The 25,877-nt window shown below is 51.0% G+C and carries 19 protein-coding genes; all 19 read right to left on the bottom strand.

Translation table 11 applies throughout. The features are described 5' to 3' along the window. Positions 1 to 35 precede the first annotated feature (35 nt). The 19 genes from metG to pflB all read right to left on the bottom strand — a co-directional run bounded on the left by metG (position 36) and on the right by pflB (position 25,645). Positions 36 to 2,045 (bottom strand): methionine--tRNA ligase, encoded by a 2,010-nt coding sequence (gene metG, locus C812_RS05505; RefSeq protein WP_016311683.1) that lies wholly within the window; start codon positions 2,043 to 2,045, stop codon positions 36 to 38. Positions 2,046 to 2,209: 164 nt separating this feature from the next. Beyond that, positions 2,210 to 2,344, bottom strand: coding sequence for a hypothetical protein (locus tag C812_RS22935; RefSeq protein ID WP_279626208.1), 135 nt, complete (start codon positions 2,342 to 2,344; stop codon positions 2,210 to 2,212). A 111-nt stretch (positions 2,345 to 2,455) separates the two neighbouring features. After that, positions 2,456 to 2,737: a membrane protein insertion efficiency factor YidD gene (yidD, locus tag C812_RS05500; protein WP_016311682.1), complete on the bottom strand. Its 282-nt coding sequence runs from the start codon at positions 2,735 to 2,737 to the stop codon at positions 2,456 to 2,458. A 2-nt stretch (positions 2,738 to 2,739) separates the two neighbouring features. Next, entirely contained in the window at positions 2,740 to 3,201 is a 462-nt protein-coding gene (locus C812_RS05495; protein ID WP_016311681.1) for a Fur family transcriptional regulator, read from the bottom strand. A gap of 148 nt (positions 3,202 to 3,349) precedes the next feature. Beyond that, the gene (locus C812_RS05490; protein WP_016311680.1) at positions 3,350 to 4,633 is read right to left on the bottom strand and encodes a cellulase-like family protein; all 1,284 of its coding nucleotides are present in this window, start codon (positions 4,631 to 4,633) and stop codon (positions 3,350 to 3,352) included. Between the two features lie 62 nt (positions 4,634 to 4,695). After that, positions 4,696 to 5,499, bottom strand: a complete 804-nt coding sequence (locus tag C812_RS05485) for a carbohydrate ABC transporter permease (protein WP_016311679.1) — start codon at positions 5,497 to 5,499, stop codon at positions 4,696 to 4,698. Next, entirely contained in the window at positions 5,496 to 6,431 is a 936-nt protein-coding gene (locus C812_RS05480; protein WP_016311678.1) for a carbohydrate ABC transporter permease, read from the bottom strand. The genes C812_RS05485 and C812_RS05480 overlap by 4 nt, the downstream gene beginning before the upstream one ends. A 74-nt stretch (positions 6,432 to 6,505) precedes the next feature. After that, on the bottom strand, positions 6,506 to 7,900 hold the full coding sequence (locus tag C812_RS05475; RefSeq protein WP_016311677.1) for an extracellular solute-binding protein: 1,395 nt from the start codon (positions 7,898 to 7,900) through the stop codon (positions 6,506 to 6,508). A gap of 74 nt (positions 7,901 to 7,974) precedes the next feature. Further along, positions 7,975 to 9,738, bottom strand: coding sequence for a sensor histidine kinase (locus C812_RS05470; protein ID WP_016311676.1), 1,764 nt, complete (start codon positions 9,736 to 9,738; stop codon positions 7,975 to 7,977). Beyond that, the gene (locus C812_RS05465; protein ID WP_016311675.1) at positions 9,731 to 11,326 is read right to left on the bottom strand and encodes a response regulator transcription factor; all 1,596 of its coding nucleotides are present in this window, start codon (positions 11,324 to 11,326) and stop codon (positions 9,731 to 9,733) included. The genes C812_RS05470 and C812_RS05465 overlap by 8 nt, the downstream gene beginning before the upstream one ends. Positions 11,327 to 11,480: 154 nt before the next feature. Then, positions 11,481 to 13,670, bottom strand: a complete 2,190-nt coding sequence (locus C812_RS05460; protein ID WP_016311674.1) for a stalk domain-containing protein — start codon at positions 13,668 to 13,670, stop codon at positions 11,481 to 11,483. Between the two features lie 326 nt (positions 13,671 to 13,996). After that, on the bottom strand, positions 13,997 to 15,604 hold the full coding sequence (nagZ, locus tag C812_RS05455) for a beta-N-acetylhexosaminidase (RefSeq protein ID WP_016311673.1): 1,608 nt from the start codon (positions 15,602 to 15,604) through the stop codon (positions 13,997 to 13,999). 34 nt (positions 15,605 to 15,638) lie between these two features. After that, a complete protein-coding gene (locus tag C812_RS22930) occupies positions 15,639 to 17,246 on the bottom strand; it encodes a response regulator (protein ID WP_016311672.1) in 1,608 nt (535 codons plus the stop codon). Continuing rightward, the gene (locus C812_RS05445; protein ID WP_016311671.1) at positions 17,221 to 19,071 is read right to left on the bottom strand and encodes a cache domain-containing sensor histidine kinase; all 1,851 of its coding nucleotides are present in this window, start codon (positions 19,069 to 19,071) and stop codon (positions 17,221 to 17,223) included. The genes C812_RS22930 and C812_RS05445 overlap by 26 nt, the downstream gene beginning before the upstream one ends. A gap of 51 nt (positions 19,072 to 19,122) precedes the next feature. Then, positions 19,123 to 19,950 (bottom strand): carbohydrate ABC transporter permease, encoded by an 828-nt coding sequence (locus tag C812_RS05440; protein ID WP_016311670.1) that lies wholly within the window; start codon positions 19,948 to 19,950, stop codon positions 19,123 to 19,125. After that, complete coding sequence (locus C812_RS05435) at positions 19,950 to 20,834, bottom strand: carbohydrate ABC transporter permease (RefSeq protein ID WP_009225312.1); 885 nt, start codon at positions 20,832 to 20,834, stop codon at positions 19,950 to 19,952. The genes C812_RS05440 and C812_RS05435 overlap by 1 nt, the downstream gene beginning before the upstream one ends. A gap of 92 nt (positions 20,835 to 20,926) precedes the next feature. Beyond that, on the bottom strand, positions 20,927 to 22,312 hold the full coding sequence (locus C812_RS05430; RefSeq protein ID WP_016311669.1) for an ABC transporter substrate-binding protein: 1,386 nt from the start codon (positions 22,310 to 22,312) through the stop codon (positions 20,927 to 20,929). 209 nt (positions 22,313 to 22,521) lie between these two features. Beyond that, complete coding sequence (pflA, locus tag C812_RS05425) at positions 22,522 to 23,262, bottom strand: pyruvate formate-lyase-activating protein (RefSeq protein ID WP_016311668.1); 741 nt, start codon at positions 23,260 to 23,262, stop codon at positions 22,522 to 22,524. 115 nt (positions 23,263 to 23,377) lie between these two features. Further along, a complete protein-coding gene (pflB, locus tag C812_RS05420; protein WP_016311667.1) occupies positions 23,378 to 25,645 on the bottom strand; it encodes a formate C-acetyltransferase in 2,268 nt (755 codons plus the stop codon). Between the last annotated feature and the right edge of the window lie 232 nt (positions 25,646 to 25,877).

Raw genomic sequence — 25,877 nt, 5'->3', positions numbered from 1 at the left:
GTGAACATACCGCAGGTCATCGCTTATCCATCTGATTATTTTACAATCGCACCGTTTGGCATCGTATCCGGCACCGTGGCCAGCGTCAGCTGATCACCTTGCGAAGCGGCAAGGATCATGCCCTGCGACAGCTCGCCGCGCAGCTTCACCGGCTTCAGGTTCGTCACGCAAATCACTTTGCGTCCAACCAGCTCCTCTGGCTTATAGAACTTGGCGATACCGGACACAACCTGGCGTTGCTCATAGCCCAGATCCAGCTGCAGCTTCAGCAGCTTGTCGGCCTTCGGCACCGGCTCGCAGGCAAGCACCTGCGCAACCCGCAGCTCAACCTTCGCGAAATCGTCAATGCCGATTTCGTCCTTCGGCTCCGGCTTCTCCACAGCCGGTGCTGGTGCCGACGCCGGCGCGGCAGCCTCCGCCGCCGGCGCACTGCCCACCATCGAGTTCGAAATGAACTCGATTTCCTGCTCGACGTCGAGCCGCGGGAAGATCGGCTCGCCTTTGACGAGCTTCGTTCCGACCGGGATCAGGCCAAACGTCTTGGCGCTCTCCCAGGTCGTGAGCTCCCCGGGAGCAATCCCGAGCTGCGCCCAAATCTTCGCAGGGGCCTGCGTTAAGAACGGCTGCAGCAGGATCGAGGCGATGCGCAGCGACTCGGCCAGATGCGCCATGACCGAAGCGAGCTCGCCTTTCTTCGCTTCATCTTTGGCCAGCACCCATGGCTGCGTCTCATCGATATATTTATTCGTGCGGCTGATAAACGCTCCGATATGGGTGAGCGCAACGGAGAACTCCATGTTCTCCATAGCCTCCTCTACCTTGCGGACTGTCTCCAGCGCCACTTGCTCCAACTCTGCATCAAACGCCGTAGCGTTTGGCTCATAAGCCGGTACTTCGCCGCCAAAATACTTCTCTACCATCGCCACGGTACGGTTCAGCAGGTTACCAAGGTCATTAGCCAGATCGGAGTTCACCCGCTGAACGAAGCTTTCCGGCGTGAACGAACCGTCCGAACCAAACGGTACTTCCCGCAGCAAATAATACCGGGTAGCATCCAGCCCATAACGGTCGATCAGCACGTTCGGATCCACGACGTTGCCCTTCGATTTGGACATTTTCCCGCCCTTCATCAAGAGCCAACCATGGCCAAACACCTTCTTCGGCAGCGGCAGCCCGAGCGCCATCAGCATAATCGGCCAGTAAATCGTATGGAAGCGCACGATTTCCTTCCCTACGAGATGGACGTCTGCCGGCCAATACCGTTCAAACAACTCTTGATTGTCCGTACCGTAACCAAGCGCCGTAATGTAGTTGGACAACGCATCAATCCACACGTATACGACATGCTTCGGATCGCCTTTGACCTTCACGCCCCAGTCGAATGTCGTACGGGAGACGGCCAAATCCTCCAGCCCCGGCTTGATGAAGTTGTTGATCATCTCGTTCTTACGAGATTCCGGCTGAATGAAGTCCGGGTTCTCTTCATAGAACTGCAGCAAACGATCTACATACTTGCTCATCCGGAAGAAATAACACTCTTCCTTCACCAGCTCAACCGCATGGCCGCTCTCGGGGCTTTTCCCGCCGATCACTTCGCCTTTTTCGTTGCGAATCACGTCCACCAGTTGCGATTCCGTATAATACGTTTCGTCCGGAATGCTGTACCAGCCTTCATATTCGCCTTTGTAAATATCCCCTTGCTTCAGCAAACGGTCAAAAATCTCTTCTACGACCTTCTTATGCCGAGGCTCCGTCGTGCGGATAAAGTCGTCATAGGAAATGTCCAGCTTCTCCCACAGTTGCTTAATCCCTGCCACGATTCCATCCACGAACTGCTGCGGGGTTTGGCCTTTTTCCTTCGCTTTCTGCTCGATCTTCTGTCCGTGCTCGTCCGTCCCCGTTAAATAGCGGACATCAAAGCCGCGCAGCCGCTTGTACCGCGCCATGACGTCCCCCGCCACCGTCGTATAGGCATGGCCGATATGCAGCTTATCGCTTGGATAATAGATCGGCGTCGTAATGTAGAATGTTGGTTTGTTGGACATCGCGATTCATCTCCTTTTATTCATGACAAACAAAAAAACTCCCGCCCCATATGGGGCGAGAGAGTTCTCACGCGTTACCACCCAATTTCCCCGTTCCTTCACAGGCTACGGGCTCCATTGGTCGAAATTCGACCGTCCGTTAACGCCGGACTTACGCCATCTCCTTACCGAAGCGTTGCGCATAAAGCGCACGCTGCTCGGCTCAAAGACGGTTCCTCCCGGACCATATTCCAAAGACGCTCCAGACCGGTTTGCAGCTCCCCCGGCTCTCTGTTACTGGATTCAATCCTTGTACTCATCCGTTCACAGGAAAGTTATTGAGGTTGAGGTTGTTCATTTCAAACAATATATTAAAAAAATTTCCAAACCGTGTCAAGCCACGCTGGGTTGGTCACTGCACACCAATGCAATTAGGCCTGTCCGTCGCTCAGCGGCGGCGTGCCTTGCTCTCCCCCACGCTTCTTCTCAACCTTGGGGGGAACCGGATCATACCCGCCTGGATGAAACGGCTGGCATTTCACGATCCGCTTGGCCGCCAGCCAGGACCCTTTCAACGGTCCGTGCACCTCAATCGCCTCCAAGGCATAGGCCGAGCAGGTCGGATAAAATCGGCAGGTCGGCGGCTTTAGCGGTGAAATAAACTTGCGATACACGTGGATTGGTGCCTGAAACGTTTTACGCACAAGGCCCATCTTTAGTGCACCTCGTGTTGTTCCGGCGCGGCATCCTGCGGCTTGCCATCCGGCCGGCAATTTTTGCAATACCCAAACACCTCAAATTTATGCTTCACAACCTGGAACTGCTCCGGCGCATCGGTCAGCGGCATCGGGCAGAAATGAATCGGATACGTCTTCTCGCATTGCAAGCAGATCATATGATGGTGATGATGCCCTTCACTGCTGCAGCTGGCTCGGAACTTCAAGCCGTCCTCAAAGACAACCTGCTCCAACACCCCCAGCTCCTCCATTACCCGGAGGTTCCGGTACACGGTATCAAAGCTCAGGCCGCTGTATTCTTTACCCATATATTCATAGACGTCCTTAGGGGTCAAATAACCATCCCGCTCAGCGAACAGTTTGGCCAAGCTTTTGCGTTGGTCGGTAATCCGCAGTCCCCGGCTGGACATCACTTTAATAATTTCCTCGGTCGACAGCATGTGACATTCCTCCCGTCTGCACCTTCGTTCCATGCGTCTCTTCTAATAATGCCGCAAATTCAGTGCATCGTCAATTCGACGGGATCCAACTCCACAAACGTAAAAGCCCCTTTACCTTTAAGAAGGCAAAAGGGCGATACCATCCATGTCAACTGTTTAAAATAAACCGGTTCCACTTCTGCTGCCAAGCGATGTCAGACCAAAAAGGATGATGAGGAGCACAATTGGAGCAAAGCACCATGCCCCAAAAGCCGTGTTCCATCCCTCTTCGTATGGCATATTCTGCAATAGCTTTGCCAACCGGCCCTTCTTCAAATTGGGCGAACAGCGGCGTATAGCCGACATATCCTTCGCCAATAACAACCGGAATGCCGTGCTTCTCTGCCCAATCCGCAGTTTCTTCAAACCGTTCGTCCACCTTCTGCAGCATGGCCTTTTGGTGTATGCCGTAATGCTCATACAAGTACAAATCCCATTTCACCGGGTCACACCAATCATGGACGTACATCAGCTTAAGGCCAACCGGATTTTCATGCATTCGCCATTCCTCACCATCGGGCAGCCTATAGTCCTCGAACGGCGGAGCGTCATCTCTTAGTAAAGATTGCACCAAAGCATTGGGAAATTCGAGATCCGGGTTACGGATCCCCGTCTCCTCCATCAACTGCTGCAGTACACCGTTAATATACATGTGAAAATGGGCAACCTGCTCGTTATCCGGAACACAGTCTTTGGAATAGGGCTCGTTCAGCGTGTAGCAGCCGGTGATCCGAAGATCGGCATGCTGTTCCTGTAAATAGGCAAGTGCCTCCTCCACATAGGACTTCGTATAGCGGATCAGCTTGCCTTGCTGCCGGGACGAGATGCCCGCCTCCAGCGCCATCTGACTCAACCGTCCAAACTCGATTTCGTTGTGCAGTTCCACGTAAGCGATACGGTCTCCAAGTCCGGCTGATTTGACGAAACGAATTAACTGATCCATCGACCGAGCCAAAGCCATGAATCGCTCCTGCGGCGGAATCGCCTGCAGCGCTTCAAATAGCTCCGGTGTCCTCAAGAAGCTGGGGCTCTGTTGATACTCCCAGGAAGAGAGGATGATGAACATGTCGTATTGCTTCGCCAGACGAAACAGATTTAATAAATGCTGATGACCGTCGATTTCCGCGCCGCCTGTGCAGTTATACCAGCGTGTCCTCACTCCCACTTGACCAAGATTGGAGAAGGCTAATCGGTCAGGACGCGGGCCGTCTGCCGTAAATAGCAGGAATGGCATCGCACAGATTCGAATCGTATTGTAGCCCCTTTCCACCGCCTCCTTGAAGCATTGCTCCAGATCGTGAAACGGTTCCCCCGGCATCGTCATCGTATACCAAGAGAAATCCCACATCGTAATCGTTAGTTTGCGGGGAAGATGCGCGCTGATCTTGTTCATGCGATTCACCTCTTAAAACCTCTTAAATTTAGAAGCTTGATTTCGGCGGTTCCGCTTAGCTCTTATCCTTTCACGGCCCCTGAAGTAATCCCTTTAATGAATGAGCGGCTGCCAAACAGGAAGATGATGAGAACAGGCAACGTCGACAACCCCAGCGCCGCCATCCGAGCGCCATAATCGGTCCGGTGGACAAATCCTAACGTTGAAACGAACAGCGGGATCGTATAATTCTCGCTGTTATTGATCGTCACCAACGGCAGTAAGTAGTTGTTCCATGACCAAAGAAACACCAGCGTCGACAACGTAGCCAGTCCCGGCTTAATTAACGGAATAACGATGTTAAAGAAAATCCGCGGCTCCGAGGCCCCGTCAATTCTCGCGCACTCGATGACTTCATTGGGTACCGTATCCTTGATAAACTGCACCATGAAAAAGGCGCCAAACGACCATGCGCTCCAAACCAGAATGACGGAGAGAAGCGTGTTGCCAAACCCCAGCGTACGCATCTCGATAACGTAACCGATCAACCCAACCTGGCTGGGAACCATCATCGTAATGATAATGAAATAACGAAGAAAATTCCTCAGCTTAAATTGGTATTTAGCGACCGCATAACCGATCATCGTAGCCGTGAAGACACCGATAACCACTGCGGACACCGAAACGATCATACTGTTCAAGTAAACCTGCACGAAGTTGGTCTTAAACACAGTTTTCAAGTTCTCCAACAAATAGTCGGAAGGAATCAACGGCAAGCCTTTGAAAATATCTTCAGAATAATACGTCGACATCATCAACATCACATAAAAAGGGAACAGCGATACGAGGGTAACTATGCTGAGAAACACCCATTTTACGACCTTCATTCCTGGTCCCCCTTCCCCATGGAGAGCTTGTAGCTGGCGATGGAGAACACAACGATCAGCATGAACAACGCATAAGCGATCGTCGCACCATATCCAAAACGAACATTCATAAACGAATCGTTGACGAACTTCCAAATGATCGTCAGCGCCGCGTTGTCTGGTCCGCCGACCTGGCTCGCCGTCCAGCCGCCGTACAGCAGCTTCGGCTCGTCAAACAACTGCAGGCTTCCGATAATCGAAGTGACAATGAGGAACACAGAGATATTTCGGAGCAGCGGCAGCGTGATGCGGGTGAAGGTATGAAATGCTGTAGCTCCATCCACCTTCGCTGCCTCGTAGACATCTTGGGAAATGGCCGTCATCCCCGCCAAATAGATCGCGATAAAGTAACCTAAATTTCGCCACACGATCATAATCGCAATGATGATTCGGGACAGCCAGGGGTCCTGTAACCAGTAAATTCCTTCCTGAAGCAAGCCCATCTTTACGAATAAGGCGTTGATGATCCCGGTCTGCCAGTCGAACATAAAGGAGAAAATAAAGCCAATAGCAACAGGCGTCGTAATATAAGGCAGAAAGTTCGCCGTTTGAAACAGCATTCGCCCTTTAACCATGTTAAAAATGAGATAAGCCAACAGCATGCCGGTTAAGACCAAGGTCGGTAACGACATCAGCATAATGACAACCGTGTTGAAAATCGATTTGTAAAACAACGGATCTTTTGTAAACAGCGTCACATAGTTGGCGAACCCAACAAACCGTTTCTCGCTGACACCATTCCACTCGTGAAAACTGAGGAAAAACGAATAGATGACCGGATAAAACTGAAACGCCAAGTACAAAAGCACGAACGGAAGCGAAAACAAGTAGGGCCACAGCCGAAGACCAAGCCGCTTCCTCGGCTTGCTGTTAACGACCGTTTGAGCATTCATCCTAGTAGGTCCCCCTTTCAGGAATCAATTGGGGTGAGAAACAGGATGTTCTCTCACCCCGGCGATTCTCCCGATTATTTAATCGTTGCCTCAGGGGCCTGATTTTTGACGGCTTCCTTGAATTGCTCCAGAGCGCCGTCTACACCGATGCTCGTATCCTTCATCCAAAGCGGGAATAACGAGTTAAATGCCGTCTGCACAATCGAATCATATTTCGTTTGGGTCGACCCCGTCACTTCTGGCACGATATCGTCGTAGAACGTCAAGCTCAGGTTTTGATTAAAGAACTGATCGAGCTCCGTTCCGGCTTCAAGCCAATCGCGATGCTCTTCGAAGAAGCTCTTGATCCCCGGCATATTTCCCAGCTTCTTGTAGTTCGTCTCCATTCCTTCAGAGGACAAATAACAGAAGTAAATGTAAGCCCAAGCCACTTCCTTGTTCTTGCTGTTCTTATAGACGCTGACAGAGGTTCCTCCGTACGTAAAGCCGCCTTCCGGCGCGGCCATCAAGCCCCATCGCCCGATGCCGTCAGGATCATTAGCCTGCACATTCCATTTGGGACTCCGCGGCGCCATCGGGTAGAAGATATTATCGCCTTTTGCAAACGACGCGTTCCATCCCGGGGTATACCCCTCGTATTTGCCAAGAATCCCGGCATCTCGCATGGCGAACAGCTTCTCGAACGGTACCTTCATTCGCTCCGTTAACTCAATCGTGGATCCATTGATGTATGGCTGTTCGGTCTGCCCTTTCAACACGCGGTAAGCGTCGTCGAAACTGGCGATCATCGTCACTGCACCACCGCTCTTTTCTTTGACCTCAATTCCTTTTTGGATGAAGGCATTCCAATCCGGCAACAGCGTAGACAATTCGTTTGGATCGTCGGTGCCCAGGTATTCCTTGGCCAGGTCTCTCCGGTATCCGAGTCCAGCCGGTGTAATCGATTGATCGACGCCCACCAGCTCGCCTTTGGTGTTCGAAAGAAGCGGCGGCAAATAATCGAGCAGTTGGTCCTTGGAGAAGTGATAAGGAGCTTGCTCTAGATTGTCAAGCACATCAAGATCAAACAACTGCCCGCGGAAGTTCATTTCGCCCAATATGACATCAGGCACCTCGGAGCCGGATGCAATCCCGCTTTGCAGCTTCTGCATGTAGTCGTTATTGTTAACGACGGTGTATTTCACTTTGACATTCGGGAAGACTTTGTTAAATTCCGGCACCATCGTGGTCAGGAAGGCTTCATCCCAGTCCCATACGACGATTTCACCTTCGATGCTTGTGGGGATCCCGCCGAGCGTCGGAGCTTCCCCTTCGGCGTTGGCGGAAGTGCCACCTGAGTTCGACGACGGCTCACTTGTGTTCCGATTGGCGGCAGAATCGTTCTTCGCACAACCCGCCAATATCACCGTGATCATCATCGCCAACACCAAGAGCGTCACCCAACTCTTTTTCAGACGTCTGTTCTTCAAATTAACCCCTCCCACATTCTTTTTGTATCCGCTTACAGTGCGATCTTATCATCGCTGGCAATGGGGTTAAAATCTCACAACCCGGTTATTTTACGCATAAATCGGCTGTCTTCCGCAGTGGAGTCCCCGTCCTCAATCGTGAAAGGGAGACGTATCCGCACTTCCGTTCCTTCGCCCGGAAAGCTCTTGATCTCGAGGCCTGCCTGCACACCATAGTGAAAATTCAGGCGTTCGCGAATATTTGTAAGTCCGATTCCCGTGGAGGCATTCTGGATTGGCAGTACCGTTTGGGATGTGCTGATACCGATGCCGTTGTCGAGGACGGACACCTCGATAAACCGATCCGATCTCCGTGCAGAGATCCCGATCCAACCTTGCCGTTCGGAGGGGAATATCCCATGATAAAGCGCGTTTTCAATAAGCGGCTGCAGCATCATCCTTAGGACCATGCAGGGCAAAAGCTCTTCCTGAATGTCCCATTCGATTCGAAACCGTCCGGGATAACGGCAGTCCTGGATGGCAGCGTATTTATTCACCAGTTCTATTTCATCCTCCAGGGTCGTAAACCAGGCATCATCGCCGATTTTGATCGTGTTTTGCAAAAGATAGATTAATGAGGCGGTCATGTCGGCCACCTCCTTCGTTCGCCCAGCATGGGCTAAATAAATCACAGTGTTTAACGTGTTATATATAAAATGGGGGTTCATCTGGGACAACAACAGCTGGATCTGCATGTTCCGTTTTTCCTTCTGTTCCTGCACATGCGATTCGATCAATGATTTCAAATCCTTCATCATTCGGTTAAATCCAAGCCCCAGCAGTTCCATTTCATCTCCGCTCCGGATCTGCAATTCAGTGTTCAAATCGCCTGCGGACACTCGTTTCATCGCTCGAACCAGCTTCGAGATCGGCCGGGTCAGTTGCACGAGCAGAGGAAGCAGAATCATCATCACCACGATGAGGCTTACCGCCACAATCAGCGTGTAAAAAAGCAACAACTTGTTAATCCGCTCGTACAAGCGTGATTTGGAGATCACCGCAACTTGTTGCCATCTCTCCCCTACGGTATCGTCAACAATTTCGATATATTTTCCCCCTTGCGAATCGCTATCGGTCCAAGGTGTCACTTCAGGGTTGCTGTCGAACAATGGAACGCCGTTTTGATTTAATAGAAGCAGTCGTTCAAAATCCTTGTTGCTCTGTTCAAATAAGCTCGCGAGATCTTTTTGATTGAAATCCAGCACAAGGTAATACCGTTCGTCACCATCGTCCTTAAAGTTCCTGTAATCCACAACATAACTAATCACCTGCTGCCGACGGTTGAGAAAAATAAAATCATGGGGATCGGAAAAACGCGATTCGCTGCGCCCCATCCGGTAAGCGGCAAACCAAGCCTGATTCAGATACTCTTTATAGTAGCTGTCATACCCTTGGTAATTGGAAAACACCTCGCCGTCCGGCCGAATAATCATCACATTTAACAAGCTGGAATTCATCACGGGAAACAGCTTCAGCTTCTCTCGAACCTTATTTTTCTTGAAGTAACTTTGCTCGTACGTATCGTATGGATCCTTGACCATCAACGCATTCATCTCGGAGTCGCTGATGATATATTCCGCGGTTTCACGTAATTGCTCTTGCATCCGATTGATGAAAGAAGACGTCTGCTCCAGCTTCGTCGTATTATCTCGAACGGCTTGTTCCCGCATAATATCCTTGACATACGAATAAGTGACCCAACTGCTGATGAGTAAGGACGAGGACAGGATCAGAGCGCATACAGCCATAATTTTGGTGCGGATCCGAGCACGCATTTTAAATCCGGATAAGTTACTCATGGTGAACTTGCTTCCTTTCCGAATACTCCAGCGGATGCTGTCCAGTCACACGTTGAAACACTTTACTGAAATAATGGCTGTTGCGGTATCCCACTTTTTCCGCCACCTCATACAGCTTGTATTGTCCTGTCGCCAAGCAACGCTTGGCTTTCTCCATGCGGACCTCCGTTATATAGTCCAGGATTGTACGGCCGGTTTCGTTTTTGAAGCAATGTCGTAAATGATCGCCGCTAATGGCGAGATGCTCAGCGATTTGTTCGGCGCTTAAATCTTTGGCAAAATGCCGGTGAATATATTGGATCGCTTTCCTGACCTTCGCTGAATAGACATCCCCATGCTCGTCCTCCATCACAGCTCGGAACTGGTTTTTAAACCAACGCGCAATGCCGGTCACCGAAGTCCACTCCTCCGAGCCTTCAATCTCCCTGTACGGTTCATCGCGAAAGGGCGGCTTTCCCTTGCTCGTGCGAAGCTGATCCAGCTCCTTGGACAATTCGTTGCAAACGATTCGCAATTCCTCAAGGCTGGCCATTTTCTTGATACGGGTAAACCTGTTGTCGATCTCCTCTTCAACTTCGGCAAGGCGATGCGCCTCAATACCATGACGGAGTTGCTGGGTCCACGCTGCCCAATCGGTCTCTATGGCCTCCAATGTAAAGACAGTGCCTTCCTTGTCTTCGGTACACATGATCACGCTGTCCATCCCGGTGAAAATACGCAGATCCAACGCCTTCTCCGCCCACGTCGCGGCAGCAAACAGCTCTGTTACCTCCTGAAACACGGTTGAGCACGCAGCAGATACCGTACCCCCACTAGAAGCAATCTGCTCGGAAAACATTTGTTTCAAATGCGTGCTCCTCTGAAAAAGTTCCTCATGCTGTTGTCTTCGGCTGACCATCCCGTCAAATCCAAGCAAACCCCCGATCCGGGTTCCTCCCGCCGCAATGGTTGTAAACGTCTCAATCCAGCGGTATTCCGCTCGGTCCCCAGCCTCCCATGACATTTGAATCCCCGCATCTTGTGGAGCTACAGGCCGCCCCACAACCGGATAAGGGGTATCCAACTCGAAAACGATGTACACATATTGGGATCCGAACAAGGACATATAATTAGCAAGCGCTTTCAACTCTTCGTTAGAGAGTTCTTTGCCTGCCTTCGCCTGCTCAAGCAATGTCCTGCTCATTTTTCTTTGCATGGCCTTATCCTTATTGATCGTATCCTTCAGCTTCTCCAGCTCCAGCGTTAAGGTCTCCGGCGTTAATTCGTGCTTGACCCAGTAATCATGGACACCAATCCGCAGCGATTGCTTAACATATTCGAATTCCTTATAGGAGGTAAGAATTACGATCTTGGCTTGACTGCCGGCTTCCGCCAGCCTCTCGCTTAGGATCAAGCCATCCATGCCAGGCATCCGAATATCCACAAAAATGAGATCCGGTTTCAGCTTAGCCGCCAATTCCAACCCCTTCCGCGGATGAACAGTTTCTCCGGTCACCTTAAACCCAAGCTCTTCCCAACGAACTAAACGCTTCAAGTGTTCGATGGCCAATATTTCATCATCGACGATCATCACCTTCAGATGGTTCACAGTTACCCCCTCCTTCTTCCCTGCTTTCTTTCAACTTACAGGAGAACGCGAATTCACACAATTGATTTCATTCTCAATTTGATGGAGAATCTTCCGATTTTGGACGAAAAAAAACACGGCGCTTCCGCGCCGTGCCTTAAAGTTCAGTTCGTGTTTATTCGCTTTTCTTCTCCGGCAATTGTTGGAACAGCAGGTTAACGGACAAGTTGCTGCCCGGAGCTGCCGTGAACACCAGATCTACGGTTTGCTCGCGCTCGCCGGTCCGGAACAGCACCGCGTTCTCGTTAGGTGCGCTGAGCGAGCCGGAAGAAGGTAAGCCTACAATATCTCCGTTGACCATAATTGAGCCCATATAATGACCGCCGCGCGGGTTAAACGTGATCAGCGTGTTTGGCGCAACGCGGTAGAGCTTAACCTTGTACAAGACGCCAAAGTTTCCGGCGTTCATGCGATATTCCCCGGTAGGACCGTCCCATCCAATCAAGAACGGATCGCTGGAATTGTCGCCGATAAGCAAACGGGATGGCGTATTGCCAATCAGGTCAGTCACTACAATATTGCGCGTAGCTTCCGTATAAGTACCGCGGTTATGGATGTCAGGTTTTAAGACACTGAGATACGGCAACGTCTTAAATGGATCTTGATCCTGACCGACCATAATGACGGTGTAATTTAAGGTATGGTCGCTGTACAAATCGGCAAACAGGGAGATGACATCCCCTTGCTTCATCGCCGTCGCGCTCAGCTCGTTCAGGATAATCTTGCTTTCCCCTGGGGCAAACCAAGTATCCTTGTATTTACTGCCGGTTTGCATCGATTCGTAATAGCGCGCAACCGAAGCTTTCCCCGCTGCCGTTGCATAACTGCTTGGGCCGCCAAAGCCTAAATTGCTCTGCGTCAAGCGCGTTGTCTCACTATTGTTGTTCGTCGCGATGACGTACATTTTCACCGGCATCCCGGTCGAGTTGGCGTGGTGGATCATGAAGCGTGTATTCCCAATCGCCGATTCCTTATACAGAATCCCTTTGGAATACACCGTTTCCGGGCTGTTACTGCGGATCAATGTGACCGCATCCGATGTGAACGCGTATCGGATCCGCTCCCAGCTTGGGACCTGGGTTCCGTCGAACGTATATTCTTCCCCAACCGGAATGAACAGCTTATTAAATTCATCCCGCGTGTATAGCGTCTCGTTCGTAATCGTAATCGTCTTCTCGACGGTCGAGTACAAACCAAATTTATTGACAACCTTCAGGCGGATCGTCATTTGACCTGGAGTAAAGAACGCCAGTTCTTTATTTTCCCAAATCCGCTCGGTGATGCCGACTTCATCCGTACTGAGGTCCGTATACGTGATCAATTCACCCATTTTATAGGTGTCTTTGTCCGTTGTAAAATTCGCGACCGGCGGTGTATGCGGCTTGTCTACATGAATGGTCAGCGTAAACGGATTACTCCATTGGCCGCTGGAATCCTGCACCCGGTAAGTCACCGTATAATCCCCCGGCGTCATGAAGATATCCTGGCGCCCAATCCATTCCTCGTTCACGATCGGAAGCCCGATAGGCGAGGTCGCATTGGTGATGTATTGAACCTGGGTTTCGCCCGCAATCACTTCATTGTTGCCGATACTAAACGAAGCGACCGGCAGTGTGTTCAGATTCACGATTACTCGTTTGCCTGCCGCATCATAGGAATACGAGATGTTTAACGCCTTCGTGATCGCCGTTAACGGCACCATGAAGTTGTTTTCCACAGAATAGGATTTCCCCCGCATCGTCTGCGTCACACCGTTAACTTTATAATAAGTCGTATTCAGCTTAAAGCGCAGTTCGTCGTTCCCCCGCTTAATGATCGTTTCTTTTGTTGTATTGTCAAAAGACAGCTGGAATCCGGCACGCTCCACAATAGCCCGGATCGATATGTAAGATACGCCGTCCTTCACTTCCATCGGATATGGGGCAAGGTATTCCTTCCCGTTCTGATACATCTTATTGCTGTTCACCATCAGAATCAGTTGACCGGAGTTACTTTGGCTCATGCTTGGGTCTGCAGGCGGCGTCACCGGACTAGTTGGCGGGATCATCTCATCCCCGCTTCCCGTCCCTTCCTGCCCGTCTTCTGGAACCGTATCCCCTATCGTTCCATCGGTTGTTCCTTGATCTGCAGGCAGATCACCAGGCTGTACCCCATCGGTTGTTGTCCCGTTCACATCTAGCTGTTGCATTTCGGCCGAAGGTTCCAGACCGTTTCCTTGCCCGATTTCCTCTGCGCTGGCTGGAAGCACCATAGCTACTTGCGATGCAACCAACATCGTGGTGATCAACAATCTCTTAAATTTCATGCCTAAACTCCCTTACTCTCCCATTTTGTGTTTCTCCCTTTAACTCACACTGTATTAAACGCATAGATAAAAGAAAAGTTGCTGACAATTAAAAACAATATATTCGCAAAATATCCACAAACTCCGTCGCTCGTTGCCCGATTTTACTTATTTTTGACAAATCCCCGTAAGAAAAACGTCTGTCGACGTACATTCAAAGTAGACAGACCGCGTTTAGCGGAAGTTTTTCTTGCGATATCAGGATGCCAATGCCCCGAAGTTTATACTTTCTGATATCTTAAAAAACGCCCGGAAATCACTCCCGGGCGTTTCTATGAGAAGATGGACTAATCCTGATTTAAGCTGACGGGCAATACTCCCTGCGGCTGCAGCTCACCGACCAGCACCTTGGCTACGGCATCCAACGAAAACGGACGATTTTCATATAAGCAGAGATAGGTCTCAATCTCAGGAAAGGCGTTCAAGTCATAAGGATTTCGCGTAGATATGACGATCAGACGTTTGCCCGGGAGCTGCTGAAGGCGCTGGACGAGCTTCTGCTGGCCTTCAGGAATCTCTCCCTCCGCTGTGTAGGTCGCCACAACGATTTGGTCGACCTCTTCACTTTGTTCCAGCACCGCGGCAATCTCTTCTTCGCTGGGCTGTGTGCCAATGACCGTCATGCTCACCTGAGCATGAAGCGGCCGCAGCGCGTCCGCCAGCGTATATTGATGCACCGCTGGCTCATCGACCTCGGTGCGGTGCCGCAGCTCCGGCCAGACGACCAGCACCGGCTGGTCGCTCTTGAGCGGCAAGCGGCCCGCTCCCTTCACGAGCGTCACGCTGCGCTCAGCCGCTCGGCGTAGCAGCGCAGCGCTCTCCGCCTCCGGCGTCAGCGGCGCTGTCGTCGCGGTTGCAGCGGCTTCCGCCTGCGCCGCACTGCCGATCCGCATCGCCTTGAGCGCCAAGATGCGCTCGAGCGAGCGGTCAAGGCGCGCCTCGCTGATCCGGCCGCTGCGCACCGCTTCGGCCACCCGCTCGATCGCCGCACGCTGTTCAGCCAGCGTATGGCTCACGAGCACGAGATCCGCGCCGGCTTCAATCGCTTGCACCGCACCCTCGGCGATGCCATAATGTCCCGCGATAGCCTGCATCTCCAGGCAATCGGTGACGATCAGCCCGCCGTAGCCCAGCTCCTCTCGCAGCAAGCCGGTCAGCACCCGATGCGACAATGTGGCTGGCGTCCCTTCCGGCTCAAACGCCGGAAAGATCACATGCGCCGTCATGATCGCATCCACGCCCTCGGCAATCGCCTCCCGGAACGGGACCAGCTCAACCTGGTACAGCCGCTCCTTCCCGTGCGGGACGCTGGCTAAGCCGCGGTGGGAATCCACGGCTGTATCCCCGTGGCCGGGGAAGTGCTTCGCCGTCGCGATCACGCCTTCGGCTTGATAACCGCGAACCGCCGCTGCGCCATGCACGGCCACCTGGTCCGGCCGCTCCCCAAACGAGCGGACGCCGATCACGGGATTGGCCGGATTGTTATTGACGTCGACGCACGGCGCAAAGTTGAAGTTGATGCCGAGCTGCAGCATCTCCTTGGCTGCAAGCCGCGCCACTTCCTCCGTGAGCGCAGGGTCATTCGCCGCCCCAAGCGCCATATTGCCGGGAATCTGGCTCATCCCTTCATGATCCAGTCGAGCGACCATCCCGCCTTCCTGATCGATCGAGATAAACAGTGGAAGCTCCGGTTTGCTGCGCGGCAAGCTTTGCAAGCTCCGCGACAGCTCAGCGAGCTGCTCCACTGAAGCAATGTTCCGGCGGAAATATACGACGCCGCCCACATGATACTGCTGCACCAGCGTCCGAATCTGTTCGTCCGGCACCAAGCTATGGAATCCACAAATAAATAACTGCCCGACTTTCTCCTCTAACGTCCATGCGGTTAAGTCCACGAGCCGTCCTCCTTGTTGAATTCTCCATTTCGTTTTAAGATACGTTTGATTCCTTCTGTCGGTAATCCGACGGCGTCATGCCGGTGTACTTCTGAAAGACCTTTGTGAAATATCGCCGTTCCTGATAACCGATGGAGCTGCCGATTTGAGCGATCGAACGTTCGCTGGTCCGCAGCAGGCATTTCGCCATTTCCATTCGCTGTTTGGTCAAATACTCAACAAACGTTTCGCCAAAATGATTCTTAAAGAGCAAGCAAAAGTAACTGCTGCTAATGCCCAGATAGTCGGCGATGTCTTCAATTCCAAAGTCACGGCCGAGATGGTTCTGGATATAATTTTGTGCAGACATCATCAGCAGTTCCGAGGACTTCTTCGCGGACAGGGAGCTGCGCGCATGCTCGATGAGCGAAACGATAATGGACAGCAGCTCCTTCAAACTCATCGGCTCCCGCAGCCGCTTCCATAACCCTTCTTCCTGTTCCCCTGGGAGCATCTGCAGCTCGCGCATTTCACGCAGCAAATGGATTAGCAAATAGTGCATCAGCTTCTCCGCCGCACACGCCTGCCGTTCATCCAGACCTCCGATATACGATTTCAATTCCCCGGCAATGCGTTCCAAGACCTCGCCGCTCCCGTTGCGCAATCCGGTTCCCAGCTGCTCGATCCAACCCCATTGCACTTCCATCGCGTCCTGATCCGGAGCAAAATCGTCCGTTGGCAGCGCATCCGCCTTCACGAAACCTTCCTGCGCCGCTCCCAAAATCAACCGATGCTGCAAGCGATGGTACACCAGCGATATTTCCTGCAATCCATAAGGTCCTGCCGCCATGCACATCCGAACAGGAAGCTCCTCCTTGCTGCGAATGAGCTGTCGGATCCGCTCAAAGCCCGGCATCAATGCCTGCTCATCAACGGTCCGATCCCCTGAAGGGGATGGGAACACGAGGCACCATTCTCCTTCCCGGATCTGCAGCACGGTTAAGCCGGGTAATACTTCGCCAAAAACATCCTTCAACACATGCTTAATGTGCAGATTCCACGCTTTTCGTTCATGGAGCGTCCAGGCAATCGATCGGTGTGAATAACCTTCCAAATCCAAGAGCAGCATGGCGTAGCGTCGTTGCTCTTTACTTCCATCCTCGTCATCCCACAGCAGCCCTTCCGCATCCGTCTCTTGTCCGAGCAAGGAATGTAAGAGGAAGTTTTCATTGGCTAGATCAACCACCTGGTTCAGCCGCTGCTCCTTGTTCAGGTTTTTGCGCTTCTCGCGAATCTGCTTGGCAATCCCTCGAACCGTCTCCTCCAGCTCAAAATAGTTGATTGGTTTGCAAATGTAATCCTTCACGCCGTAATGTATTGCAGTTCGAGCATATTCAAATTCCTGATATCCGGTCAACAACAAAATTTCGCAAGGCATCTCCCGCTTCCGAAGCTCCTGCAACAGTTGAATGCCATCCATCACTGGCATGCGGATATCGCTTAAGATCAAGTCGGGACGATGCTTTGAAGCGATCTCTAACGCTTCCTTGCCGTTCTTGGCCAACAAAACAACTTCAAACCCCATTTCCTCCCAAGGCAAAACCTTCGACAAGTTCGTGAGTATATGAATTTCGTCGTCAACCAGCAACGCTTTTAACTTCATCGTGAACACCCGCCTCATATCTTGGTATCACACACTGAATCGTCGTCCCGTACCCGGGCTGCGAGCAAATAAATAATCCGTACCTGCTGCCATACTGAAATCTCAGCCGATCCGACACGCTGCGAAGTCCCAAGCCCCGACGTTCATGGTTCGGGTAGGGTGTCAAGGACCGATATGCCGGATCGTCCAAATCCGCATATTGAATCTTCGCCAACTGCTCATTGGTCATCCCAATTCCGTTATCTTCAACCCGCAGCAGAATGCGGTCTTCCTCCATTTTCCCCGTGACCGCGATCCTGCCTTTATAATTGATGCCCTCAAACCCGTGCTGAATACTGTTCTCCACAAGCGGCTGCAGCGTAAGCTTCAACAGCAGGCAGTTCATCATTTCGTCCGGAATATCGATCGAATATTCGAACAACTCCTCGAATCGGAACTTCTGAATTTCCAAATAGCTGCGCAAATGCTCGATTTCAAGGCTAAGCTTGATCTCTTCCTTGTCTTGAATACTAATCCGTAAAATATTCGCCAGCCGCAACACCATTTCGCTGACCTTGCGCCCTTCGTTTTGGACGGCAAGCACGTTAATTGACTCCAACGTATTAAATAAGAAATGCGGCTTAATCTGAGCCTGCAACACGCGCAGCTCGGCATTGGCCTTCAGCCGTTGCTCCCGTTTCACTTGCTCAAACAGCTCATTGATTTTATCCATCTGGTTGTTGAAGCCCTTCTGCAGCAGAAGCAGCTCATCGTCGCCCTTCTCGTCTACCCGAGCTTTCAGGTCGCCGCTCTCCACCTTGCGCATGAATCGGACAATCACACCGATGGTCCCTGTGATCCGATTCATAAAGATCAAATTAAATAACATCGCCGTCAACAAGCACACACAAATAATGGCAACAAACCATTTGGCAAAGGTCGTAACCTCCTGCGACAAATAGCTCCAGGATGTAACCGAAACGAGGCTCCACGGATAATCCTGCAATTTATAAATGGAGATGACGCTCTCTTGGTTGTTAAATTTCCCTTTAAAACTCCGATACCTCTCGTCGCTTTCCCATTTCAATTTCTTTGGCAGATACGCCTTGATTTGCTGGCCATCCAACTCCAAATGATAATCGTACAGAATCAGGCCTTTGTCATTCACCAGCATAAACCGGGTATCGCGCATCTGACTGCCCAGCTTCAGGTTCTGAAAAATTTTCTCGAACTCCCAATTCTTGATCTGCACCACCAGCACGCCAACCCGCTCCAGGTTGCTAAGCTCTTTGATCAGGCGGATTTGCGTAAACACGTTGTCCGATCCGGTTAATTCCGGATATTCGTGGGGAGCGATCCATTTCGGCTGGCCGTTCAGGGCCATCACTTCGTTATATAAAGGATGCTCCTTGAATTTTTCATAGGGCAGCGTCTCGAAATTTTCCTTATTAAAGATCGCGATGACATTGGACTTCCGGCCTCCATGAATGTTGTACAAAAACGCGTAGTCAATGGCCGGATGGCTATACAGCAGAGAACGGAAATTTCGCTGATTGGCGTTCAGCTCCAGCTGGGTCGTGGCAGTCAAATCCTGGGAATCCGGATCCTTGGCGGATAAAGCAGCTTGAAAAACCCCTTTGGCAATCCCGTTATCCGTGACGTTATCCATCTCCTGAAAGACGTTCTTAATGCTGTAGCCGATGGCCTTCAGCGAATATTCCGCCTGCTGGCTGTATTTCTTCTCAATCGAATTAAACGTAATCCAAAACGTGATAATGCCTAATATAAACAATGGAATGATGACTAACCCCAAAAAGGCGGTAAACAGCTTAATGCGCAAATTCATCAGCGGCAGCTCCCAATTGGTAAGACTAACCCTATTCTACCACGCCACGATCTAACCTTTAACGCTGCCAGCCGTAACGCCTTCAATTATTTTTTCTTGAAGCACTGCATAGATGATCATGACCGGCAGTACGCTGAACACGATACCAGCTGACATCTGCGCGTAGTTGGTGTTGTACGCATCACGGAATCCGACCATCCCAACCGGGAGCGTGCGAAGTTCATCCTTGGACAGGAAATAGTTTGCCAGCAAAAACTCGTTCCAGTTGCCGAGGAAGTTAATGATAAACACGGTCACGATTGCCGGCACCGTTAGCGGCAGCATCACGCGAAAGAACACCCCCGCAGAGCCTAAGCCGTCCATAACGGCAGCTTCTTCAATTTCACCCGGGATCGAGCGCATAAACGCCGCTAGAATAATGACTGAAAACGGAATCGCGTTCGCCACATAAGGCAAAATCAAGGCCATGTGCGTGTCGAGAACGTTCAGGTTCCGCATCATGCTGTAGATCGGCAGCAGCAGCGAGTTGTTGGGGATCAGCATCCCCAGCAGGATGAGCTGGAATACGACCGCACTGAGCCGGTTGAACCGCATGCGAGTCACGGCAAAGGCCAGCATCGCCGCAAACAGAATCGACAAGCACGCCGATAATACACCGATATATAAGCTATTGAAAAAATACGTGCTGATCTTGGCGTTCACCCAAGCATTAATGTAATTGTCAAAAATAATCGACGACGGCAACCCAAACGGATTAGAAGCGATCGCTTGGTTATCGGTTTTGACCGAAGAGAACAACACGAACAGAAACGGATACAAAATGATGAGCAGATACGCCATCAGGAACAGATGCGGGATCGACTTTTTCAGCACTCTCATCAGTATTCAATCCTTTCTGTGCGTCGAACGACCAGGATTTGGTACAAGGCAGTAATAATGATCGTAAAGGCAAAGATCAGCACGGCGATGGCGTTGCCAAATCCGTGACGGAAGCTGGTGATCGCGTAGCGGATCATGTACGTTGCCATGACGTCCGTTGAGCCGGCCGGCCCGCCTTTGGTCATAACTAATACGATATCGGCCGCTTTCATGGCGCCGGCCACCGACAGCATCACGACGACACTGATGATCGGCATGATCAGCGGAAGGGTAATTCGGATCGCCCGTTGGATGCCGCTCGCTCCATCAATCGCCGCGGCTTCGTCCAGTTCACGCGGGATTGCCAGAATCGCCGCCAGCACCATTACGATATAGAACCCGGTCCACTGCCAAGCATTCGTCATCAGGATGGAGAGCATGGCCCAATTTTTGTCCGACAGCCAGTACACCGGAGGAATGCCAAAGATCCCAAGCACTTGGTTCATCAGCCCGAAATCAGGATTATAAATGAACCCCCACAAGATCCCGATGACGGCGGTGGACATGATCGACGGCATAAAGACCGCTGTCTTATACAGTCCCTTCAGCTTCTTCACATTTGCGATTAAGAGGGAGAAGAACACGATCAGCGGAACCTGAATCAGACAGGAGAACAGAATGAAGTACACATTGTTGCGCACCGATTTCCAGAATGCTTGATCCTTGAAGGCCATCTCATAATTGTCCAAACCAATATAGGTCATATGCTTAGAAATGCCGTTCCAGCTGGTAAAGCTGTTGTTGATGGCGTTAAAGATCGGATAGATGAAAAAGGCAACAAACAAGATCAATGCCGGGAGAACAAATAAGCTGTAAATCAGAGGACTTCTGAGCGCTTTATTCATGCCTATACCTCCGTAGTTGGAAGCAAGGGCGTCCCCAGAACCGCTGCCGGCGGGTGACGCCCTTGTTCATGATCAAACTTGAGATTTCACAATTATTCCGCCGCAGCATTGGCTGCATCTTGCGCGGCCTGCACATTCTCCAGCATCTTCGCCGGGTCGATTTCGCCGCCGATGATTTGCTGAATGCCCATGCTCAGCGCCGTATTCACTTCCGCTTGTACGAGCGCGTCAAACGCTGGGAAGGAAGTGCCGATCTCGCTTACCGCTGCAAAGATATCCTGCATCAGCGGGTCGTCGGACGCCGTCTTCATTTGCTCCAGATCCATCTTCATGGCTGGCAGTACGCCGTCTTCTTTCAAACCGCGCAGCTGCATTTCGTCCGTCCACATGTTCTTGATGAATTCCTTAACGGCTGCCAGCTTGCGTGGATCCTCCGCAACGGCACTGGAGAAGCCATAACCGTTATTGGCATCCTGCATGACAACAACTGGATCCCCTTCATTTAATGGCGGCATGTTGAAGAAGCCGATTTTGCCAACCATGTCGCCAGCTTGAGCCGGATCACGGAATACGGAGTTCGCCCAGGAGCCGTCCATCATCATGATGGCCTCGCCTGTAATGACTTGGTTTCTCATATCCGCGTATTCAAAGCCGAGCTCGCCTTTCTTAAAGTAACCTTTTTCAACCCATTCCTGATGTTTGGCAATCGCCTTGACCATATTCTCGTCTGTCCATTTCGTTGCGCCTGTCTTGAAGCCGTAAGTGATCTCCGGACCGGCATAATAGGACCACAGGTTATTGGTCGTCATCAGCGGAATCCAAGCATCCTTCGAGGATTGTGCAAACGGAATTTTGCCGTCCGCCTTAATTTTCTCGGCGATTTGCTCCAGTTCCCCAAGCGTCTTCGGTACCGTCAGCCCTTTGGATTCAAAATACTCTTTATTGTAGAAATACCCTTCGATAGAACCCCCGATTGGCAAGCCGTATACTTTGCCGTCAAGGGTAAACGGATCTAGTGTCGTAAATTTATCTTTGATCCCCAATTCTTCGATGATCGGCGTCAAATCCAGCATCAAGCCTTCCTTGGCATACAGCTGGGCATCCGGACTGCCAAAGACGTCGAAGATTTCCGGCGGTTTGCCAGCAGCCATTTCACCCCGCAGCTTCTCTTTGCGGTTCACTTCGGAGTCTACCGCATCCAGCTTGATCGTTAAGCCCGGTACAGCAGCTTCCGTCTTCTTAACGACGTCCTCCAGCATCGCCAGGCGGAACTTCTTGGATTCGCCAACCTGGGTGTGACGGATCGTGATCTCAAACGGATCGTTGTTCGTTTCCGTTTCGGTCCCCGCATTTGTGCCCTGACTATTCGACGGGGCAGGGGCAGCATTGCTTCCGTTGTTGCCGGATTTGCCGCAGCCGGCGAGCAGCGCGGATGCAACAAACACAAGAGACAGCAGCAGCACCAAACTCTTCCTCATGTTAGATAGACCCTCCTCAAACTCATTTATGTGATACACCCTCATTATAGAAAGCGTCATTCCCTTTGATAAGGAGGACATTTTTCTATTAAGGGGATAATATCATCTAAAAAGCAAAATGAAAACGGTTAAACCTAACGTATAACGATAGGTTTAACCGTTTATATTCGAGATATTGTATTTTCGTGTAAGTATATATAACATATAATTCAAAGTTTAGCTGCTGTTTGCTGCTCACCTTCGCGAATCAACCGATAAGCTCGTTCGATCTCTTCATCCGTGGGCGAAGGTACACCTTCCAGCGGGTAAGCCCAACCGAGCTCCTGCCATTTGTATACGCCCATTTGGTGGTAAGGGAGAATTTCGAACTTCTCTACCCCCTTCAGGCTGCCGATAAACCGCCCGAGCTCCAGCAAATCTTGCTCATCGTTGTGAATTCCGGGCACATACACGTGACGAATCCACATTTTCCGATCATGTTCCGACAGCCAACGAGCCATCTTCAACATTCGATCGTTAGGTTTGCCCGTCAGCTTGATGTGCTTCTCGTTGTCGATATGTTTTAAATCCAACAGGACCAAATCGGTGACATCCAGCAAATCTTTGATCTTGTCGCCCTCGTTATAGCCGTTCGTATCCAGCGTCGTATGAAGGTTCCAGCGCTGCTTCACTTCCCGGAACAATTCCGTAACAAACGGCGCCTGCAGCGTCGCTTCGCCGCCCGAAACCGTCAGCCCGCCGCCCGATGTACGATAGTAGTTCAAGTATGGCTCGATTTCGGCCAAAACTTCTTCAACCGTCATCTCCTTGCCTTCCGTCAAACTCCAGGTGTCCGGGTTATGGCAATATTGGCACTGCAACAAGCAGCCTTGCATAAAGAGGACGAAACGAATCCCCGGTCCATCTACGGTTCCGAATGTTTCTAATGAATGTATGCGACCTTTAAGCATCTTCGTCACCCTTTCCCTAAATCGCTCCCGATAATGGAATGGGGAGAAAGGCGATCCAAGCCCAACTCCCCATTTTATCGTTCAGCTTCAATTGTTGCTGCTAGTCAGCAGGTTATTACATTTTGCCGTGGAAGGTCCGGTTGATGACATCCAATTGTTGTTCACGAGTCAACTTGATGAAGTTCACCGCATACCCCGATACACGGATCGTTAATTGCGGATAGTTCTCCGGATGTTCCATAGCGTCAAGCAGTTGTTCACGGTCAAAGACGTTGACGTTCAAGTGATGCGCGTTGCTGCCGAAGTATCCGTCCATCATCGATACGAGGTTCGATTGGCGAGTTTCGATTTCTTTACCCAATGCCTTCGGCACGATCGAGAACGTATTCGAGATGCCGTCCAAGCTGTGCTCATATGGCAGTTTCGCTACCGAGCTCAGGGAAGCTAACGCCCCTTTCTTGTCGCGGCCGTGCATCGGGTTCGCCCCTGGTGCGAACGGTTCGCCAGCTTTACGTCCGTCCGGCGTGCTGCCTGTTTTCTTACCATATACAACGTTCGACGTAATTGTCAACACCGATTGAGTTGGCAGCGAGTTACGATACGTTTTATGCTTGCGGATCATGCTCATGAACGTTTCAACCAGCTCTACCGCAATTTGGTCAACGCGGTCGTCGTTGTTGCCGTAGCAAGGGAAGTCGCCTTCGATTTCGAAGTCTACTGCAATGCCGTTTTCGTTGCGGATCGGTTTCACTTTCGCATATTTGATCGCGCTGAGCGAATCGGTTGCCACGGACAAGCCGGCGATACCGCAAGCCATCGTACGAAGAATGTCACGGTCGTGCAGCGCCATCTCGATCCGTTCGTAGCAGTATTTATCATGCATGTAGTGGATCACGTTCAGAGTGTTGACATACAGCTTAGCCAACCATTCCATCATTGGGATGAAGCGTTTCATTACTTCGTTATAGTCGAGATATTCCGAAGTGATCGCTGGATATTCCGGACCCACTTGGACGCCGGATTTTTCATCCTTACCACCGTTGATCGCGTACAACAGAGCTTTCGCCAAGTTCGCACGAGCGCCGAAGAATTGCATTTGTTTCCCGATTCTCATCGCGGAGACGCAGCAGGCGATCCCGTAATCGTCACCGTAAATCGGACGCATCAGATCATCGTTTTCGTATTGAATCGAGCTCGTTTCAATCGATACCTTCGCGCAGTATTTCTTGAAGGCATCAGGCAGTTGCTCCGACCAGAGAACGGTCAGGTTTGGTTCTGGAGCCGGTCCCAGGTTGTACAGCGTATGCAGGAAGCGGAAGCTGTTCTTGGTTACAAGCGTCTGACCATTTACGGACATCCCGCCGATCGATTCCGTTACCCAGGTTGGGTCACCGCTGAACAGTTCGTTGTACTCTGGCGTTCTCAAGAATTTCACGATGCGCAGCTTCATAACGAAATGGTCAACCAATTCTTGGGCTGCTTCTTCAGTTAACGTTCCTTCTGCCAGGTCGCGTTCAATGTAAATATCGAGGAACGAAGATACACGTCCGAGGGACATGGCGGCACCGTCTTGTTCTTTGACCGCTGCCAGATAACCGAAGTACAACCATTGGAATGCTTCTTTCGCATTGTTCGCCGGTCTGGAAATGTCGAATCCGTACATTTCGCCGAGCTGTTTCAATTCACCCAAAGCGCGAATTTGTTCAGAAATTTCTTCCCGCAAGCGAATCACATCTTCATCGATGACATCCACTTCAAGGGATTTCAGTTCTTGTTGTTTTTGCTTGATCAAGAAGTCCACGCCATACAGAGCAACGCGGCGATAGTCCCCGATGATCCGACCGCGTCCGTATGCGTCAGGAAGGCCAGTGATAATCCCGGCTTTACGGGCGGCTCTCATTTCCGATGTATAAGCATCAAATACCCCTTGGTTATGGGTTTTACGAATCGTTGTAAACAGGTTGACGATCTCAGCTGGCAGATCGAAGCCATAAGCTTTGCATGCATTGATAACCATGTTGATCCCGCCGAATGGATGGATCGTGCGTTGGAACGGGGCCGAACCCTGAACGCCAACGATTTGTTCCTTCTCTTTATCCAAATATCCAGGAGCATGGGAAGTGATCGTCGATGGCGTATTCACGTCTACATCCAGGACCCCTCCAGCTTCCCGTTCTTTCACGGACAGCTGCGATACGATATCCCACAACGCTTTCGTGTTCGCCGTAGCGCCTTTCAAGAAGGATTCATTTCCTTCATAAGGATTCACGTTGGATTGGATGAAATCGCGCGTATCCACTTCCTTCATCCATTTCCCAGCTTTGAAGCCTCTCCATGCGTTTTGTGCCTTCGTTTCTGTTACTTCTCTTTCGATCACCGACATCTTGATTCCCTCCATTTATATATGTGGTCGCGGTTGAAGGTCTATCCCGCGCCTCATGATCCCTAAAATTTGTGATACTTTTCACAACTTAGACAATTATGGTACCCGGCCCCGAAAGACCGGGTTCCACTCACTTATTTCTGAGGGATCATTTATACTGTAATCATAGCTCTTCCTATCCAAAAAGATTGTGACAAATATCACATTGAGTGATATTTGTCACCTTTTTTCC

The organism is Paenibacillus barengoltzii G22 (assembly GCF_000403375.2).
In the GTDB taxonomy this organism is placed as follows: Bacteria; Bacillota; Bacilli; order Paenibacillales; family Paenibacillaceae; genus Fontibacillus; species Fontibacillus barengoltzii.
This window is presented reverse-complemented; position numbering and strand designations above follow the sequence as displayed.

What these genes read in the sequence shown, in the direction of transcription:
- metG (WP_016311683.1), bottom strand. Translation starts at nt 2,045, where the DNA reads ATGTCCAACAAACCAACATTCTACATTACGACGCCGATCTATTATCCA.
- C812_RS22935 (WP_279626208.1), bottom strand. Translation starts at nt 2,344, where the DNA reads ATGAGTACAAGGATTGAATCCAGTAACAGAGAGCCGGGGGAGCTGCAA.
- yidD (WP_016311682.1), bottom strand. Translation starts at nt 2,737, where the DNA reads ATGGGCCTTGTGCGTAAAACGTTTCAGGCACCAATCCACGTGTATCGC.
- C812_RS05495 (WP_016311681.1), bottom strand. Translation starts at nt 3,201, where the DNA reads ATGCTGTCGACCGAGGAAATTATTAAAGTGATGTCCAGCCGGGGACTG.
- C812_RS05490 (WP_016311680.1), bottom strand. Translation starts at nt 4,633, where the DNA reads ATGAACAAGATCAGCGCGCATCTTCCCCGCAAACTAACGATTACGATG.
- C812_RS05485 (WP_016311679.1), bottom strand. Translation starts at nt 5,499, where the DNA reads ATGAAGGTCGTAAAATGGGTGTTTCTCAGCATAGTTACCCTCGTATCG.
- C812_RS05480 (WP_016311678.1), bottom strand. Translation starts at nt 6,431, where the DNA reads ATGAATGCTCAAACGGTCGTTAACAGCAAGCCGAGGAAGCGGCTTGGT.
- C812_RS05470 (WP_016311676.1), bottom strand. Translation starts at nt 9,738, where the DNA reads ATGAGTAACTTATCCGGATTTAAAATGCGTGCTCGGATCCGCACCAAA.
- C812_RS05460 (WP_016311674.1), bottom strand. Translation starts at nt 13,670, where the DNA reads ATGAAATTTAAGAGATTGTTGATCACCACGATGTTGGTTGCATCGCAA.
- C812_RS22930 (WP_016311672.1), bottom strand. Translation starts at nt 17,246, where the DNA reads ATGAAGTTAAAAGCGTTGCTGGTTGACGACGAAATTCATATACTCACG.
- C812_RS05445 (WP_016311671.1), bottom strand. Translation starts at nt 19,071, where the DNA reads ATGAATTTGCGCATTAAGCTGTTTACCGCCTTTTTGGGGTTAGTCATC.
- C812_RS05440 (WP_016311670.1), bottom strand. Translation starts at nt 19,950, where the DNA reads ATGAGAGTGCTGAAAAAGTCGATCCCGCATCTGTTCCTGATGGCGTAT.
- C812_RS05435 (WP_009225312.1), bottom strand. Translation starts at nt 20,834, where the DNA reads ATGAATAAAGCGCTCAGAAGTCCTCTGATTTACAGCTTATTTGTTCTC.
- C812_RS05430 (WP_016311669.1), bottom strand. Translation starts at nt 22,312, where the DNA reads ATGAGGAAGAGTTTGGTGCTGCTGCTGTCTCTTGTGTTTGTTGCATCC.
- pflA (WP_016311668.1), bottom strand. Translation starts at nt 23,262, where the DNA reads ATGCTTAAAGGTCGCATACATTCATTAGAAACATTCGGAACCGTAGAT.
- pflB (WP_016311667.1), bottom strand. Translation starts at nt 25,645, where the DNA reads ATGTCGGTGATCGAAAGAGAAGTAACAGAAACGAAGGCACAAAACGCA.